12 protein-coding genes are annotated in these 17,232 nt (G+C 68.7%); 7 read left to right on the top strand and 5 right to left on the bottom strand.

Annotation, left to right across the window (positions count from 1 at the left end):
* Window positions 1-140 precede the first annotated feature (140 nt).
* Together Cs7R123_RS04990 and Cs7R123_RS04985 are read right to left on the bottom strand one after the other, a co-directional pair.
* Entirely contained in the window at window positions 141-3,716 is a 3,576-nt protein-coding gene (locus Cs7R123_RS04990) for an ATP-binding protein (RefSeq protein WP_212823761.1), read from the bottom strand.
* 168 nt (window positions 3,717-3,884) lie between these two features.
* Window positions 3,885-4,307: an NUDIX domain-containing protein gene (locus Cs7R123_RS04985; protein WP_212823760.1), complete on the bottom strand. Its 423-nt coding sequence runs from the start codon at window positions 4,305-4,307 to the stop codon at window positions 3,885-3,887.
* Window positions 4,308-4,503: 196 nt separating this feature from the next.
* On the opposite strand from Cs7R123_RS04985, the gene Cs7R123_RS04980 reads away from it, so the two are divergent.
* Both Cs7R123_RS04980 and Cs7R123_RS04975 read left to right on the top strand, forming a co-directional pair.
* Window positions 4,504-5,301 (top strand): class I SAM-dependent methyltransferase, encoded by a 798-nt coding sequence (locus tag Cs7R123_RS04980; RefSeq protein ID WP_212823759.1) that lies wholly within the window; start codon window positions 4,504-4,506, stop codon window positions 5,299-5,301.
* Window positions 5,302-6,609: a UDP-glucose/GDP-mannose dehydrogenase family protein gene (locus Cs7R123_RS04975; RefSeq protein ID WP_212823758.1), complete on the top strand. Its 1,308-nt coding sequence runs from the start codon at window positions 5,302-5,304 to the stop codon at window positions 6,607-6,609.
* A gap of 62 nt (window positions 6,610-6,671) precedes the next feature.
* Here the strand turns inward: Cs7R123_RS04975 and Cs7R123_RS04970 are convergent, their stop codons facing one another.
* Entirely contained in the window at window positions 6,672-7,988 is a 1,317-nt protein-coding gene (locus Cs7R123_RS04970) for a UDP-glucose/GDP-mannose dehydrogenase family protein (RefSeq protein WP_212823757.1), read from the bottom strand.
* A 154-nt stretch (window positions 7,989-8,142) separates the two neighbouring features.
* Between Cs7R123_RS04970 and Cs7R123_RS04965 the strand changes: the two genes are divergently transcribed.
* On the top strand, window positions 8,143-8,709 hold the full coding sequence (locus Cs7R123_RS04965; RefSeq protein ID WP_212823756.1) for a GNAT family N-acetyltransferase: 567 nt from the start codon (window positions 8,143-8,145) through the stop codon (window positions 8,707-8,709).
* Here the strand turns inward: Cs7R123_RS04965 and Cs7R123_RS04960 are convergent.
* Entirely contained in the window at window positions 8,675-10,351 is a 1,677-nt protein-coding gene (locus tag Cs7R123_RS04960; RefSeq protein ID WP_212823755.1) for a helix-turn-helix transcriptional regulator, read from the bottom strand. The two genes, Cs7R123_RS04965 and Cs7R123_RS04960, sit on opposite strands and share 35 nt — an antisense overlap.
* Window positions 10,352-10,966: 615 nt before the next feature.
* Here Cs7R123_RS04960 and Cs7R123_RS04955 point away from each other — a divergent pair.
* From Cs7R123_RS04955 to Cs7R123_RS04940, 4 genes are all read left to right on the top strand, one after another.
* Window positions 10,967-11,563, top strand: a complete 597-nt coding sequence (locus Cs7R123_RS04955; RefSeq protein WP_212823754.1) for a dihydrofolate reductase family protein — start codon at window positions 10,967-10,969, stop codon at window positions 11,561-11,563.
* 121 nt (window positions 11,564-11,684) lie between these two features.
* A complete protein-coding gene (locus tag Cs7R123_RS04950; protein WP_212823753.1) occupies window positions 11,685-12,209 on the top strand; it encodes a (2Fe-2S)-binding protein in 525 nt (174 codons plus the stop codon).
* Window positions 12,209-13,201: a xanthine dehydrogenase family protein subunit M gene (locus tag Cs7R123_RS04945; protein WP_212823752.1), complete on the top strand. Its 993-nt coding sequence runs from the start codon at window positions 12,209-12,211 to the stop codon at window positions 13,199-13,201. Before Cs7R123_RS04950 ends, Cs7R123_RS04945 begins: the two co-directional genes overlap by 1 nt.
* On the top strand, window positions 13,198-15,408 hold the full coding sequence (locus tag Cs7R123_RS04940) for a xanthine dehydrogenase family protein molybdopterin-binding subunit (RefSeq protein ID WP_212823750.1): 2,211 nt from the start codon (window positions 13,198-13,200) through the stop codon (window positions 15,406-15,408). Before Cs7R123_RS04945 ends, Cs7R123_RS04940 begins: the two co-directional genes overlap by 4 nt.
* 104 nt (window positions 15,409-15,512) lie before the next feature.
* Here the strand turns inward: Cs7R123_RS04940 and Cs7R123_RS04935 are convergent, their stop codons facing one another.
* Complete coding sequence (locus tag Cs7R123_RS04935; protein WP_212823747.1) at window positions 15,513-17,072, bottom strand: alpha-L-arabinofuranosidase B; 1,560 nt, start codon at window positions 17,070-17,072, stop codon at window positions 15,513-15,515.
* Between the last annotated feature and the right edge of the window lie 160 nt (window positions 17,073-17,232).

The following is a 17,232-nucleotide window of genomic DNA, read 5'->3' as shown; positions in this document are numbered from 1 at the left end:
GTCACGATCGGCTGGTATCACGGCTTAGCCGGCTGCCAATAGCGTGATTCAGTGATCGTGGTCGGCACCGAACGATTGCGAGTTCTGTGCCGACCACGATAGATCGCTGCTCCTACGGATTGAACGAGTCGGAGGTTGGTTCACATTTGTCCTCGGATTCGGGCTTTGGCCTCCCTGCTTAGTGCGATATCACGTTTCTCCTGGTAGTAGGTGACGCCTGCCGTTCCAACGGCTGCCGTGCTGGGGTCATCTGATCCTGCGTATTTCGTGAATTCATCGACGAGCCGCGCGGCTCGTTCAGAGTCCTCGCCCCAGCTGACGCCGAGCTCGGCAAGGACGGCGATTTCGATGGGTTCGACACCTCTGGGAATGAGCAGCTGTGCCATTTCGGTGAGGGTTGGCTCAGGGCCGATCAATCCGTCACGCGCTTTGAGTGCGTCTGCCGTGGTCATCAGGCCGGCATCGAGCATCTCGCCAAGCCAGGTCACGTCGTTGCCAGCGATGGAGCGGGCGAGGAACCAACCTTGATTCGTTGGGCGGTATGTCTGCCACACCCTTGTCTTGTGCGCGCGGGTCAGGTGGCGGATCCCGTTGGTGAGCAGCTCGTTGGGAGACCACCACTCATCGCGGGACGCGGCGGCGTCCAAACAGTCGATGACGTAGGAGTAGAGGGTGTCAGGAAAGCGTTGGCCGAGAAACCTTGCTAGGCGGTCGAGATCGTGCGAGGCGGCTTCCGGAACGGTCCCGGGGTCGAAGTGCCTGATGGCCTCAAGCCAATGCTCCTCGATCTCGGGCGGCGGCCAGTTGTCGTCGTCTTCGTGGACAGGCCGGGCCATCGCGAACGTTGCCATGCCTCGGGCGGCGTCGGGCGTGGCGGTAAGCAGCAGGTGTAGGCACTCGGACGTCAGTTGCCGCCGAAACGCCATGGCCTCCAGAGTCCGGTAGTCGGAGGGTCGTAGCGTGGCAAGGACCAGCATGAGGTGCTCGCTGCCAGGATCACTCAGCACGGCGTTGATCACAGCCCAGCGCGCAGTCGGCATGTCGAGGCAGCGGGCGATCTGGTTTGCCGCTGCCTCGATGTCGAGGCTTCTACTGACCATTGCGTTGACGAAAGGTTCAGCTTCAGGGAACAACTGCATGTCGAGCGCGACCGCGGTCCACAGAGTCGGATTGTCGACTTCCGCGGCTATGGTGCGGCACGCCCACTCGATGCGGTTTGGCCAGTCCATGCCAGCGTCGTGCAGCTCAGTCTTGAGCTCCCTGAGACGTGCGATAACGACCCACGGCTCTTCGCCGACCCACGGTTGGACGGCTCGCGCGACGCCTGCTTGCGCTACTGACAGGCGGCTGATGACATCGTCGTCACGATCGAGTCCTACGAAGAACTCTACGTGGCCAGTCAGCGGGGCGAGAGTGATCTCGATTCCGAGGCGCGCGGCGGCGTTGTTGACGTAGATGGTCAGACCCGGTCTTCCGTTGACGAAACTGGTTAGGTCACGGAGGAGTGCTTCGCCGAGTTCCCTGGCTGCGGTGATGCTGTCGTGCGGGTGCTCGGCGTTGAAGGGGCGGTCATATCCATGGCCAATGCGTAGCCAGTCCAGGGCCACATCAACGACGTTCTTCACGACGTTGGAGGGTGCCGCCGCAAGCCGCTCCTTGATCTGTGGCCACGTGTCGATGTACACGACGCGAGCTTCGTCGGGTGTCAGAACAGTCTCGACCATGTGTAGCTGACGACGGTGCACGTGGTCGAGATAGCGGCTGCTTACGTGAAGTGACAGCACATAGCGGATAGTGGCGCCATACACTGCCCAGGCGGTGTTATCGCCGATGCGCTGGGCGATCCACACGCCTGCTGTGTCGGCGATGACGTTGCGAGGGTTCACCGACTTAATAATGTCTGGGTGTTCGTGGCCGATCAGATCCTCAAGCTTGCGCAGGGGGTGGTCGGAGTGCTGATGGGGGGTCCGGGAGTCGATATACGCTGCGTCAAGTAGCAGCTTCACTGCGTCGCGGTTGAGGTACCTGCCAGCGACGATCGTAGCGATCTCAACCACTCCGGCTAAGCCGGAAGTAGCTGATGCGCTGAACGCGGAGTCGGCCTCCTGGCGGGCCCAGCTGAGCATTTCGGCCCCAGTGTGACGGTCAATGCAGGCGTAGCGGGCCGCGAGCGCTTTAAGAGGCCGCTCGTTCAAGCTGTTGGCGCGGAAACGGTGGATGAAGTGCGAGGCTACGGGTTTGGCCTCGTCGGCGCCGAGCAAGGCGCTGTTGATCGCGGCGAGGGCAATGTACGTCACCGGTCCTGTCCACCGGTCCGCGAGGTCGAGCAGGTCAAGCGAGGGCACAGGGGTGCGAAAGGCTTGCTGGGCAACGAGCGCATCGGCCAGCATCGGTGGCCGTACTGTGTAGCAGCGCTGGCGTACGTCGCCTTCGGCCCATACGGACTCTACGTCGATGAGGCCGCTGTGGGCGGCGATCTCAATCGATCTTCGCACCGCGGTGGGCGACAGGGCTAGGATGCTGGCCAGCATGTTCATCTGGTCGTGACGAATACCCCCCAGGGCCGCGATGGTGGCAATGACGTCCTGGGTCTCAGCAGCGATACTGGAGCGTTGCAGGTATCGCTGCGCCTCCGCGATCAGAACGGTTCCGCTGAACAGGGAATCCCAGCGGTTGGTCTGCGTGAGCATAGAGGCCAGCGCTACCGCCCAGCCGGGCCTTCCTTCGGCCTGGTCGAGGATCTCGCTGCGGGCGAGTCGGTTACGAACGCCCATTTCAACGATGATCCTGTCCATGCTGGCGCGGTCGAGCAGGCCGACCTCGACGGGTTGTGCCTTGGCCAGCAGATGGCAGAGTTCGGTGGTCTCGTCGGGCCAGCCGATGGCGATGATCCGATAGCTGAGCAGCTCATTTTCGTGCCGCCGGAGCTTGACCAGCGTACGTAGCAGGGCCAGGTGTTGGCCGGCGTCGTCGACGACCACGGTGCGTGGCTGGATCCAGCGCAGGTCGTCGGCGAGGGAGCCCGTTTCGGCGAAGTCGGGGTCGACGAAGACGACGTCTTCAAGTTCGGCGACCAGCCGGGTCTTACCCACCCCAGGCGGCCCTGCGACGACAACGTCGCACGTCAGCGAGTTCAGCACCTGTAGTTCCGCCTCGCGTCCTATGGAACTTAGCTGTGTCCAGGGTCGCTCGGCCAAGTCTGCCGGTATACGGGTGAGGCTGATCGGATTACCCGGGATGCCGAGCAGAGCGGCCCGCCAGGCACCGTCTCGACGAAGACGGCTGGCGAAAAAGCCGTGGTCGTAGAACGCGGTGATCGTCGCATTGAAATCCTGCGCCTTTATGCGAAGGCTCGCCCGCTGCCGTTCGTTGAGGGTGGCCCGGTTGGCCAGGATGATTCGATCGTAGGCAACAGAGTGCTCCGTCATGCTTTTTAGGCTCTTGACCATATTCGCCTGTACCCCCTTTGGGGTACAGGCGGTGGTGATCATGATGCGTGTGGGAACCGTCTCACCTGGCACGTACAAGTCGGCATCACGGCCGTGGTCGGTCCCCTCGGGAACTGGCGACAGCCCCGGGTACTGATCGGCCAGTATGTCGGTGACACACCGTTCGAACAAGGCTGGGTCGAGCCGCTTGGTCGCCAGCGCGAGTTCGATACGGTCCAGCTCTCCCATGGCAGTTTGCATGGGTTTTTGTGTGCCTGCATCGGCCATCCACGGATGGTAACGATCTGCTGCGACATCCTCCGTGGGTTCGACGCTTGGAATGGCGGGACGTACGACGTGCGGTGAGTCGCGGCCTCGATCCACCGACGCAAGGTGCCCGGCGGCGAGCTGGGGCGTCGGGTGATGGTCGAACGCGGCGTCCTATGCAGTTGCGGTTCAGATCATGGCGGAGGGTGCGAGTCGCTTGAAGCGCTCCGACGATACGAAGTCGAGCAGGACGGGTCGGGCGTTGTCGGCCAGTGCAATGCTGGCCACCTTGTCGGCGGGCACGAATTCCATAGCGCGTCCCTCGCCAACCACGATCTCCTCCTGGCTGGCGTCCGTGGCGGCGCAGTAGACATGGGCGGTGAGCCTTTTGTCGGCGGTGGCGCCTGTCCAGAAGAGGGTCAGCTCTGTGTTGATGACGAGGCCAGTTTCTTCGAGCAGCTCCCGACGTGCGGCGGCTTCTGGTGTCTCGCCTGGGTTGACGAGTCCGCCGGGGATGCCCCAGCGGTTGGCGTCGGTTGGCGCGTGGTCGTCGCGTAGCTGTAGTAGCACGGAGCCGTCGGGGCGCACGAGCAAAATACCTGCGGCCTGCATACCTCGATCTTTCCAGGCCGTACAGGGAATTGTGCGCCGGGGCACTTCCCGAGCATGCCGGGTGTCCGTTCAGGGTGGTTTAGATGACCGTGAATGTGGTGCGGAGCCTGTAGGTCGTCGCCATCGAAGCCAGACGTCAGGGCCTGTTCGGCCCGCACCGTTGCCATGTGCTGGATCTTGACCGAGGGGGCAAGCCGTGCGCTATGCGGCGCCCGCGACCCTGTTCGCGGGCACGGAAGAGGATTACTCGACCTATCGTCCACCGCATCCTGCGGTGTTCGTCAATCATGTTGCCGGTCTCCATCCGGGTGGAGCCGTGCTGGATCTGGGGACAGGTCCCGGTTCGCTCGCGCTGGGCCTGGCCACGCGGGACCGTCACGTCGTCGGCATCGACGCTAGCCCGAAAATGATCGAGATTGCCCGGAATCGGGCGGCCGAGGAGGGGTTCGGTGATGAGGTCGAGTTCCGTGTCGGTGACGTGCACGAATTGATTGGGCTACCGAAGGTTGCGGGCGTCGTGATCGGCGACGCGTTTCACTGGTTCGATCGTGCGAGCGTCGTGCGCCAGCTTGACGAGTTGGTGGTGCCGGGTGGCTTCGTCGCGATCATGATGTCGTTCGCGGCAGGCTCGGCCAAGCCATGGTGGTATCCGCTGGCCGATCGAGTCATCCATCGCCACCTCGGCATTGTTCGCCGCGCGGGGCCGGACGCCCTGCATCACGAGCAGCCCGGAGGCGACCACGAGACGGTCCTTCGATCCTCGGCATTCAATGCGCTGACCGTGATGCGCACCGACGTGAGGCTGTCGATGAGCCTCGACCAGGTCATGGGTCTGCAGTACACGCAGGCCTACAGCTCGCCGGCCGTGCTGGGCGACCGGCTGGCCGAGTTCGATGCCGACCTTCGCCGCCTGCTGCTGGCAGCCGAGCCAGGCGGCATGTTCACCGCCACCATCCAGCCGGCAATGATCATCGCGCGTCGCGGGGAGGACTGAATGAAGATCACTGTCATCGGGTGCGGGAGGCTCGGTGCACCCTACGCTGCTGGGCTCGCCGCGCTTGGCCATCAGGTGCTGGGGGTGGACACCAACACCGAGACCGCCGCCCTGCTGCACGCCGGAAAGCCGCCGTTCGCCGAGCCGGGCCTGGCCGAGGCGATCACAGACGGCGCGGCGACGGGGCGGCTGACGTTCACCTCGTCGTACGCCAACGCCGCAGCTCACGCGGACCTCCACTTCATCGCGGTGCCGACACCGCAGGCGGCCGGTTCGGCGCATCACGATCTCGGTGATGTGTTCGCCGCCGCCGAGTCGCTGGCCCGCGAGATCACCAGGGACACACTGGTGGTGGTCAAGTCATCGGTCCCGGCGGGCACCACCGCGAAGGTGAAGGCCCGGGTGATGGAGCTGGTCCCGGCGGGTGTCTCGGTCGAGGTGGCCGCGTCGCCGGACTTCATGCGCGAGGCGCACTCGATCGCCGACGTGCGCCGCCCGACGCGGATCGTGCTGGGCGTGGAGCCCGGTGGCCAGGCGGAGACGATGCTGCGCCGGGTGTGGGCGGAGTGCCTGGCCGATGGGGTTCCCCTGGTCGTCACGGACCTGGTCACGGCGGAGCTGTGCAAGCTGGCGGCGAACGCGTTCCTGGCCACGCGGGTGTCGTTCGTCAACGCGCTGGCCGAGTTCTGCGACGCCGCTGGGGCCAGCGTCGAGGACCTGGCCGCGGTGATGGGCCACGACGCGCGCATCGGCAGCACGTACCTGCAGCCCGGCCTGGGCTACGGCGGGTCGTGCCTGACCAAGGACACGCGGGGGTTCGTGGCGTTGGCCGAGTCGCTGGGGGTCGGGCGCTCGCTGGCCTTCCTGACCCACGTGGACGAGATCAACCAGCGGCGCCGTCAGCGGGCGGTCGAGCTGGCAGTCCAGGCTGTCGGCGGTGACGCGACCGGAGCCCGGGTCGGGATTTGGGGAGCGTCGTTCAAAGCCGGGATCGACGACATCCGCGACTCCCCGGCCCTGGATGTGGCTTCCCGCCTGCACCGGGCCGGGGCGGTGGTCACCGTCTACGACCCGCAGGCCATGGACGGCGCGCAGGCCGAGTTTCCCGAGCTGGCGTACGCGGCTGATCCGGAGGCTGTGGCCGAGGGTGCCGCTGTGCTGCTGCACCTGACGAACTGGCCCGAGTTCGGTCGCGTCATCCCGGCGCAGCTCGCACCCGGCCGGCGGCCCACGCTGATCGACGCGCGGCGAGGCCTGCTGCTGCACACCGATTGGCGGGTGGCGGGTTGGTCGGTGCAGGTGCTCTGAACTGATGGCAGGCGAAGGGGCGGCCCGCTTAGGCCGCCCCTTCGCCTGTTCGTGAACACCTGTCAGGACTGGTAGCCCAGGCCGTGGACGGTCCACCCCGCGGCGCGCCAGCGCTGGCCGGAGATCACGCCGCGGGTGTCGAGCAGGTTCCGGGCGGCGACGCTGTTGGCGATGGCGTACGGGTCGAGCGCGCCGAACTCTGGCCATCCGGTGCCGACCACGATCAGCTCGGCGTCGGTGGCGGCCTCGGTCGCGCTGGCGGAGTACGTGAGCTGCGGCGCTGCCTGGCGGGCCATCGCCAGCCCTTGCGGGTCGTAGACCGTGACCGTAGCGCCCGCGTCGTGCAACCGCACCGCGACGTCCAGGGCCGGGGAGTCGCGTACGTCGTCGATGCCGGGCTTGAACGCCGCACCCCACATGGCGATGCGCCGCCCGGCCAGGTCGCCCCCGAGGGCGGTGGCGGCCACCTCGACCGCGCGGGAGCGCATGTGCAGGTTCAGAGCGTCCACGCCTCTCAGGAACCCGGCTGCGGCGGTGACGCCGCTGCGCTCGGCCTGGCGGGTGAAGGCGTGCAGGTCCTTGGGCAGGCAGCCGCCGCCGAAGCCGAGGCCGGGATGGAAGTAGTGGTGTCCGATGCGCGCGTCGTGGCCGATCGCGTCGGCGAGCTCGGCGACGTTGGCGCCCACTGCGGCGCACATCTCCGCGACGGCGTTGACGAACGAGATCCGGGTGGCCAGGTAGGCGTTCGCGGTCGCCTTCACCATCTCGGCGGTGATGCGGTCGGTGACCACCAGGGGGCAGTCGTGGCTGCTGGTGATCGGCTCGTACAGCAGGCGCAGGGTCTTCTCCGCCTCGGTGGAGGCCACCCCGAGGACGATGCGGTCGGGGGTCAGGGTGTCGGCGACAGCGGTGCCTTCGCGCAGGAACTCGGGGTTCCACGCCACCTCGACCGAGTCGCCTGCGGGGGCGAGCTTGCGGGCCAGGGTTTCGACCATCGAGGCGGTTCCGGGTGTCACGGTGGACTTGCCGACGATCAAGCACGGGCGGTTGAGATGCGGGGCCAGCAGCTCGATCGCTCCGGTGATCTGGGCCAGGTCGTATGTGCCGTCCGGGCCGGACGGGGTGCCGACGGCGAGGAAGTGCACGTCGCCGAAGTCTGCGGCAGCCGCGAAGTCGGTGGTGAAGCGGAGCCTGCCGGTGCCGATGTTGCGGGCCAGCAGCACGTCCAGCTCGGGTTCGTGGAACCAGCCCCGCCCGGCGTTCAGCGTCTCGATCTTCGCCTGGTCGATGTCGACACCGATGACCTCGTGCCCGATGTCGGCCATGCCGGCGGCGTGCGTAGCGCCTAGGTGGCCCGATCCGATGACAGTGATCTTCAACAGCCTGCAACCCTTCGCGAGTGATCATCATCCGTCGATGACCAGCGGACTGTAACCCTTCGTGTGGCATGATTCGTGCCGGAAAGTGGCTGCTGAGCGCATTTCCCAGCGCCACGGGGAAGGATCGGCAACCATACGCACGTAGGGTCGTGGCATGACCGACGTGACGTACACCCGCCTCAACGACGAGGCTGCCGCTGGCGTGATGGATCAGCTGTGCGAGGTCTACGCTGACGCGTACGGCGAGGTCCCCGGAGAGGACACCACCGTCAAGAGCAGCGCTTTCCGTGACCGTGCGACCAGCGCCCTGAGTGCCCGCAACTACCAGCTGGTCACCGCGTCGGTGGACGGCGAGCTGGTGGGGTTCGTCTTCGGGTACAGCCTGCGGCAGGACCGCGACTGGTTCGTGGGTCTCGCCCCGGCTCCCGAGCCGGGGTTCACCGACGAGCGCGGCGGCGAGCGTACGGTGGTCCTGGCTGAGATCGAGGTGCGCAAAGCCTGGCAGGGCAAGGGCGTCGGGCGCGGCCTACACGATACGTTCCTCAGCGGCCGGCACGAAGAGCGTGCGACCCTGTCCGCGAACCCGGTCGCGACCGCCACCCACGCGCTCTACGAGGGGTGGGGATGGCAGCGAGTCGGTTCCAAACCTGGACGGCCCGGCGCGTACTACCGTGAGTACGCCGTGTTCATGCACCCGCTTCCGCTAGCTGGCCGGAACTGATCCGGTAGGCGCGGATCGCCTGGTCGAGCTCCTTGACGGCCCGGGTACGCCGCCACGGGTCAAGCCCACGACGCAACTGCTGCACCCGCTGCTCGATGCGGCGGGTGGAGTTCACCGCCGTCAGCTCCACCACTTCGGTGATGGTCTGGCAGGCCAACCCGATGCTCTGCTGGCGCGCGAACGCCTCAGCCCGGTATAGCAGCCGGAATGACCGGTTGTGCAGGTTGGTCTGGTCGCTGAGGCCCAGTGCCTTGTCCGTGGCCGCGATCACCTGGTCGGCGCCGCGGAACTTCAACGCGTTCTGGGCGCTGGTGCTCCAGAAGAACGACTCGTCGTAGAAGTACCACCACGACTGGCGGGGGCCTCGTCCGCTCAGAGCCGTCTGCAGGGCGTCGTACTCTCGGTCGAGCGCCTCCCTCGACCGGTCGGCTTGACCGTCGGCGGTCAGCGCCCGTACGGCCACGTCGGCGGCATAGGCACGGGCGTACGGGCTGCCACTCTGCTCGGCCCACGCAGCAGCGGCGACAGCGTGATCGATACCGACCCGGGGCTGGCCCTGCCAGGTCGCCAGGTGGCTCATCGTGCACAGGATGTAGGTCACCAGCTCCACGGCCCGCGCTTCATGGGCGGCGGCCCGCGCGTCGTCGTAGAGCCGCTGCGCCGAGCCATAGTCGCCCATGTTGAAGCACAGCCAGCCCGACAGCTGGGTCAACTCGGCGTACACGGCGACCGCGCGGTCACGCGCAGCACCGGTCGGGGCGGCTTTGGCCTGCTGTTCGGCTATGCGCCGGTACTCCAACGCGCTGGGCAGCGTCGAACTCGCCCCGAGCACATCGCCCTGCTTACGCAGGTTCGGCATCATGGCCTCGCAATGTGCCAGCGTGGCCGGGTCGAATCTGCCGGAGTCCGGGACCGGTGCGGTACCAGCCCGCCCGGCCGTGCCTGCCAGTTCGGCCAATGGCGCCGACGCGGCGACAGCAAGCGCGGTCGTCAGCTTGCCCAGCATGTCCCTGCGGGCCTTGGAATGCGGTAGCTGCTGAATCCACTTCACGATGACCTGCGCCAAATCTCCGAAGTCGACCTCCCCGGGCAGGCGGCACAGGCTGGTGACGTCCGCCGGTGGCGGAGCAGTCGCCTCGGCACCAGGGCGCCGGCCGAGCAGGTCGCGAAGCAGGGACTCCGCCTCGCTCCGCACCATGATTTCACCCTCAAGAGCAATTGCCGTACCCCGAGGCACCACCAAAGTCGCCCCAGAGGCGGAGTCCAGGTGGCGGAAGCTGGGTAAGTCGGCCAGCAGGTCAGCCACGCTGCACTCGTAGATCTCGGCCAGCCGAACCAGGTTGTCCTGCGAAGGCGAATAGCCGCCCCTGCCCGGCCAGATCTCCCAATAGGAGAAGCTTTTGAAGGTCTTGGGCTCGTTGGGCCAGCGCCGGTTCCACTCCTCGGCGGCATGTGCCTGGCTCCATCCCCTCACCGACCGCAGCGCCACCCGTGGGTTGAGCCGGAACCTCGTCTGGAAGGCCTCCGCTGCCTCCACCCAGGTCTTGCCGCCGGCCCGCAACTCGGCCGACAGCCGGGCCTGCTGCCGTCGCAGGCTCTCCGGCCGACCCTCGCCCATGTCATCCCCCACAAGATCAGTCACGCGCGTCGATCAATTGTCTAGACGGTACGCAACCGACCCCACCAGGGGAACTTCCCCGCGACACGAGGAGATGACGCCACGAAACATCCATATGACACCGGGTAGTGAATGAACATACTGTCGATCATCGTGGATGAATGACAAGCGCGCCGCCATGGCTGAATCGCTCACCAGCCACACCATCTTCGGTCGGTAGCGCGGCGGACTGCCCGGCCGGACGTGACAACGACTCCGTCCGGTCGGGCGCACCCGCAACGACCGCCCGCGCACGTGGCGTCGTCCGGCTGCCAGCGACCGTTGCCGAGGCGCAGGATCTAATCGACGCCCACATCGACAGCGATATGACCGGGCGCTGCCGTACATGTCGCGAATTCGCGCCATGCCGCTTCCGTGAACTGGCACATGCGGCGTTTCGGCAGCTCGCCGGGCTACCGCAGCGTCAGCGCCGCTGAGACCGGGGCGGCGGCACCGCACCGCCGCCGCCTCAACCCAGTCCACATGCCCGGGGTCCAACCTCGCTGCGAAATTTCTGCCGGATGTCGATGTGCGCGGCGCTCGTTCGACCAATAGTCAGAGGGGCCGCAGCGGCCCCGTGTTGACCGGGGAGTGATGACGATGAGCAAGGTGACCTGCGACATGGCGGTGTCGGTGGACGGCTACACGGCCGGGCTGAACCAGCGCCTGGACGCGCCGTTCGGCGACGTCGACGACGTGCTGACCCGGTGGATGTTCGAGGCGCCCGAGGAGAACGCCGAGGAGCGGGCCGCGATCGTCGCCGCGGGTGCGTTCATCATGGGCCGCAACATGTTCAGCCCCGATCGGGGCGCCTGGGACCTGGACTGGACGGGCTGGTGGGGCGACGAGCCGCCGTACCACGCGCCGGTGTTCGTCCTCACCCACCACGAGCGGGAGCCGATCACGATGCAGGGCGGCACCGTCTTCCACTTCGTCACCGGGGGCGTCCACGAGGCGATGCGGCTGGCCCGCGCCGCCGCCGGGGACCGCGACGTCGCCATCGCGGGCGGCGCCGCCACCGTCAACCAGTTCCTCGCCGCCGGGCTCATCGACGAGCTGCGCCTGCACGTGGCCCCGGTGCTGCTGGGGCGCGGCGAGCGGCTGTTCGAGGGCATCGACCGCATCGACCTGGTCCCGGCCGGCGTACGCCGCACCGACCTGGTCACCCACCTGCGCTACCAGGTGGCCCGCGCCTGACCGGCCGCGGAATCGCCTGAATCTGCGCTGGCCGGCGCCGGTCGGTGGGATTCTGAGGTGTCCGCTCCACGCCAGTGGCCGCAGCGCCGGTTCGGCGACTGATCGCGCTCCGGAGATACCGATGAAAACCACCCGAACGACGACACGGACCCCATCGGTGCAGGACGAGTACTTCGTCGACGTCCTGACCGTGGTCAACGGCAGCCCGCACCAGTGGCGGGTCGACACCCGCACGACGCTGCTGGAGGCCCTGCGCGACACCGCGGGGCTCACCGGCACCAAACGCGGCTGCGACCAGGGCGCCTGCGGCGCGTGCACGGTCCACGTCGACGGCGTGCGCGTGCTGGCCTGCCTGATGCTCGCCGCGCAGGTCGACGGCTGCTCGGTCACCACGGTCGAGGGCCTGTCCGACGGGCCCGACCTGCACCCGCTCCAGGAGGCGTTCCTGCGCCACGACGCGTTCCAGTGCGGCTTCTGCACCCCGGGCCAGCTCATGTCGGCCGCGTGCCTGCTCCGGGAGGGCCGGGCGGGCAGCGACGCCGACATCCGCGAGTTCATGGCGGGCAATCTGTGCCGCTGCGGGGCGTACGACAACATCGTCGCCGCGGTCCGCGAGGTGGCCGCGCAGAGTGAGGGCGGTGCGTGATGCGCGCGTTCGCCTACGACCGGCCCACGCAGGTCGAGCAGGCGGTCGCCGCGGTGACCGCCGACCCGCAGGCGGCGTTCCTGGCCGGGGGCACGACCCAGCTCGACCTGATGAAGGACGGGGTGTGGACCCCGGACCGGCTGGTCGACATCACCCGGCTGCCTTTGCGCGGTGTCATGGCCGAGGGGCAGCTGTTGCGGGTCGGCGCGCTGACGACGATGGAGCAGCTCGCCGCCGAGCCGGTGGTCGCCCAGCGGCTGCTGTTCGTACGCGAGGCGCTGCTGGCGGGTGCGTCGACGCAGTTGCGCAACATGGCCACGATCGGTGGGAACCTGCTCCAGCGCACCCGCTGCCGCTACTTCCGCGACCCGTCGGTGTCGGCGTGCAACCGGCGCAGCCCCGACTCCGGCTGCGCCGCCGTGGCCAACACCGCGCGCATGCACGCCGTGCTCGGCGTGGACGAGCGGTGCGTGGCCCTGCACGCCTCCGACGTCGCCGTGCCGCTGGTCGCCCTGGACGCGTCGGTGACGGTCACCGGGGCCAAGGGGCAGCGCGACATCCCGCTGACCGCGTTCTGGGTACGCGCCGACGAGGGCCCGTCGATCGAGAACGTGCTCGGCCACGGCGAGCTGATCACCGAGGTCCGGATCCCGCTGCTGCCCGAGCGGTGGGTCTCGGGCTACCTGAAGGTCCGCGACCGGGCCTCGTACGAGTTCGCGCTGACCAGCGCGGCCGTCGCGGTGCGGATGGACAGCGGCGTCATCGGCGACTGCCGCATCGCGCTGGGCGGCGTCGGCTCGGTGCCGTGGCGGGCCCGGGAGGCCGAGGAGCTGCTGCGCGGCACCCGCCCCGACCCGGCGCTGTTCGACCGGGCCGGGCGGGCGGTCATGGCAGGTGCCTACACCCTGCCCGGGACCGCGTTCAAGGTCGAGCTGGCCGTGCGCACGCTGACCCGGCAGCTGACCGTGCTGATGACGGAGGCGACGCGATGACCGCCACGCATTCGCGGCCGGGCTCGCGCGGCCCGTGGGTGGGCCAGGGCCTGGACCGGGTCGACGGCCCGCACAAGGTCACCGGCAGTGCGCCGTACTCCAGTGACGTCACGCTGCCCGGGATGCTGCACGCGATCGTGGTCACCGCGACGATCCCGGCCGGGACCGTCACGAAGATCGACACGAGCGCGCTGCTGACCCTGCCCGGCGTGCGCGCGGTGTTCACGCACGAGAACTTCCCGCGCCTGCACCAGCCGCCCGTCGTGATGTTCGGCGACGCCCCGGCGATCCCGTTGCAGGACGCCCGGGTCAGCTTCCACGGACAGGAGATCGCGCTGGTCGTGGCGGACACCGCGCAGGAGGCGGTGGAGGCGGCCCGGCTGATCGAGGTCGTGTACGCGCCGGAGCCGGCCCGGCTCGACTGGTCCGACGGGGCGGAGGAGCCGCTGCCGTACCTGCCCGACGTGCACCGCGGCGACACCGCCGCCGCCTGGGCGCAGGCGGAGGTGCGGGTCAGCGGCACCTACACCACGGCCGAGAACGTCAACAACCCGCTGGGGCTGATGGGGGCGGTGGCCGCGTGGGACGGCGACCACCTCGACTTCCACGACTCCACCCAGTGGCCGGTGGCGGTGCGCCGCATCCTGGCCGGGATGTTCGGGGTGCCCGAATCGGGGGTACGGGTGCGCGTGCCGTACCTCGGGGGCGGGTTCGGGGCGGGGCTCAACACGTGGCCGTACAAGATCCTGTGTGCGGGCGCGGCGCGGGTGCTGGGCCGCCCGGTCAAGCTGATGCTGACCCGGCCGCAGATGTTCAAGCTGGTCGGGCACCGGCCCGACTCCGAGCACCGGGTGCGCCTGGCCGCCCGCCGCGACGGCACGCTCACCGTGATCGAGCACCGGGCCCGGTCGATGGGCGCGCTGGACAAGCCCGCGCTCGGCCTGCTCACCGCCGCCACCAGCCAGCTGTACGCCTGCGACAACGTCACCACCGTCGAGCGCACCGTACGGCTGCACCGCCGCTACCCGGCCGCGATGCGCGGCCCCGGCGAGGCCGAGGGCAACTGGGCGATCGAGACCGCACTCGACGAACTCGCTTACGAACTCGGCATGGACCCGCTGGAGCTGCGGCTGCGCAACATCTCCGCCGACGTGCACCCCGGCTCCGGCCTGCCCTGGTCCAGCAACGCGCTGCTCGACTGCTGCCGCATCGGCGCCGAGGTGTTCGGCTGGTCGCGCCGCGACCCGCGTCCCCGCTCGACGACCGAGGGGGACCTGCTGCTCGGCTGGGGCATGGCCACCGCCTTCTACGGCGCCTACCTGCCCATGTCCACCGCCCGCGTCACCGTGTACGCGGACGGCACCGCCGCGGTGCGCGCCGCCGCGACCGACATCGGCACCGGGACGTACACGGTCATCACGCAGCTGGCCGCCGACCAGCTCGGCCTGCGCCCACCGCAGGTCGACTTCCAGCTCGGCGACAGCGACCTGCCCGACTCCGCCCAGTCCGGCGGCTCGGGCCTGGCCTCGTCGCTGTCGGCCGCCGTCATCGACGCGGTGGCGAACCTGCGGCGCGGCCTGCTCGACCTGGCCGGCGACGCCATGCACGGCGCCACGGCGGACCAGGTCGTCTGCCGGGGCGGCGCGCTGTGCCGCGACGGCGACCCGGCGGCGCGGGTCTCGTTCAGCGATCTGCTCGCCCGCGGCGGTCTGAACCAGCTGTCGGCCGAGGGCCGGGTCCGGCTGCCCGACCCGCGGACGGCGGGGATGCATCAGGCGGGCGGGTTCGGGGCCCGGTTCGTCGAGGTGGCGATCGATCCGCTGATCGGGCGGCTGCGGGTGCGCCGCGTCGTCAGCGTCAGCGACGCCGGCCGGATCCTGAACCCGAAACTGGCCCGCAGCCAGATCCTCGGCGGCACGGTCGGCGGCATCGGCATGGCGCTGTTCGAGGAGACGGTGACCGATCCGGACACCGGTCGCGTCGCCAACGGGACGTTCGGCGACTACCTGATCGCCTCGTGCGCCGACGTCCCCGACGTCGAGGTGCTGTTCGCGGGCGGCCCGGACCGGTTCAGCCCGGCGGGCACGAAGGGTGTGGGCGAGATCGGCCTCGTCGGGGTGGCGGCGGCCATCGGCAACGCGGTCTTCCATGCCACCGCCCGCCGCCTCCGCTCCCTCCCCATGACCATCGACCACCTCCTCCTCTGACCCGCCCCGCCACCTCTGGGCGAGTTGCCGGGCAATCGGGGCGATGAACGGCGTTCATGCGCCCGATTGCCCGGCAACTCGGTGGAGCTGTTACCGCGTGGGCGTCACGGGGTCCAGGGGGCGGTGACGACCCAGCTCACGTCGTCGGACCACAGGCCGGTGGCGTCGAAGGCGTTCGAGCCGCCGTTGCTGGCGATGTAGACCAGGTTGTTGTAGTGGCGGATGTAGCGGGTCGAGAAGTTGACCGAGGCGAGCGAGATGCCCTGGCCGTTCATGCCGGCCTGCGGGCAGAACGTCGCGTCCGAGGCGAACAGCGAGCTGCCGTCGTTGGCCTGCAGGTAGACCTGGTAGTTCTGGTGCCGTAGGTAGCTGCCCGCGGTGTTCTTGGACTCGAACGAGACGCACGAGCTGTTGGCCAGGCCGTTGCGGACGATCCAGGACGCGTTGGCCTTCTCGGTCGACGTGCTGGACGCGCTGACCACCGCGGTGGAGACGCTGCTGCCGGAGTGGTTGATGTAGCGGGTGGTGCAGCAGGCGGTGGTGGCGCGCAGCGAGACGGTCGCGCCGGGCGTCAGCCCGGTGCCGCCGGACGCGCCGGGGGCGTAACCCGCGGCGACGATGTTGGCCTGGACCGCGTTCTCGGTGGCGTCGGACGGGTAACCGGAGGTCATGACGCCCTCGTAGAAGGTTCCGGCGGCACCGACGCTGTTGTCGCCGCCGATGCCGAGGATGATGGCGCCCTCCTTCTTCATCGGGTTGTACCCGGCGACGTTGGGCCGGGCGCCGTTGTAGAAGGTCGACAGGCTGCCCGACTGCGCGTTGCCGCCCCGGATCGACCAGTGGTTCGGTTCGCCCTTGACGATCGCGGTCAGGAACCGGTGGTTGATGGTCGGGTCGTTGGCGTTGTAGCCGGCGTTCACGCCGGAGAACAGGCCGTTCTCCAGGTCAGCCATGATCCACGGGCCGTTGCCGGTGCCGTAGCCCCAGACCTTGATGTTGCCGAAGTAGATGGCCTCCATGGTGCCGTTGCCGTTGTCGCGGCTGTTGGTCTCGGCGTTGCCGTAGTCGAAGCAGCAGCCGCCGTTGTAGTGCGTGCCGTCGAAGATGGCGTACATCCCCTCCGGCTGGTCGCCCTTGGCCACGCCGTTGGTGTTGTTGTTGCGGTAGCCGGTGCCGGGGGCGACGAAGACGCCGTACGCCTTGTTGCCGTTGACCGTGATCGGAGCGGCGGTCGCGTTGGCGAGGTTGTCGTAGCCGCCCGCGGCCGGGCCGTTGAACCCGCCGGGCGGGGCCTGGGTGAGGTGGTTGCCGCGGCCGGACTGGTCGTAGATGACCGTGATCAGGCAGCTGGTGCCGGCGCAGAACGAGTCCTGCGTGGCGGCGTTGGCGTAGCCGCCCGCGCTGAGCAGCCCGATGTCGCGCGTGGTGTTGTCCGATGCGCGCCGGACCTGGTAGAGCGCGCCGTTGTAGGCGCCGTACAGCGCCCGGGTGGTGCTGTGCGCGGCGACGCACGGGGTGCCGCCGGAGGCGTAGATGTCGCAGGGCTGCGTGGTCGCGGCCTGCGAGGTGCCCGCGCCTGTGAGAACGCCCGCGACGAGCGCCACCGTGCCGGCCAGCGCCAGGGCGGCGGTGCGCAGGGGGTGGCGCTTTACGTGCAGTGTCATTGCTACCTCTTCCGATGCGGTGGGACCGGGACCGTCGCCAGGGCACGGTGCATCGGCGCGCCACCGGGCGGTGCGCGCGAGCGGGCCAGGGCTGGTCCATCAGGACAGGGTTCGCGGCGGCGAGAGCGAAGAGGACGACGGTGGTGCGGCTCGGCTGTCG

The sequence above is a fragment of the Catellatospora sp. TT07R-123 genome, from assembly GCF_018327705.1.
Lineage (GTDB): Bacteria > Actinomycetota > Actinomycetes > Mycobacteriales > Micromonosporaceae > Catellatospora.
The sequence above is the reverse complement of the archived record's forward strand: the minus strand, read 5'-3'. Positions and strand labels throughout refer to the sequence as shown.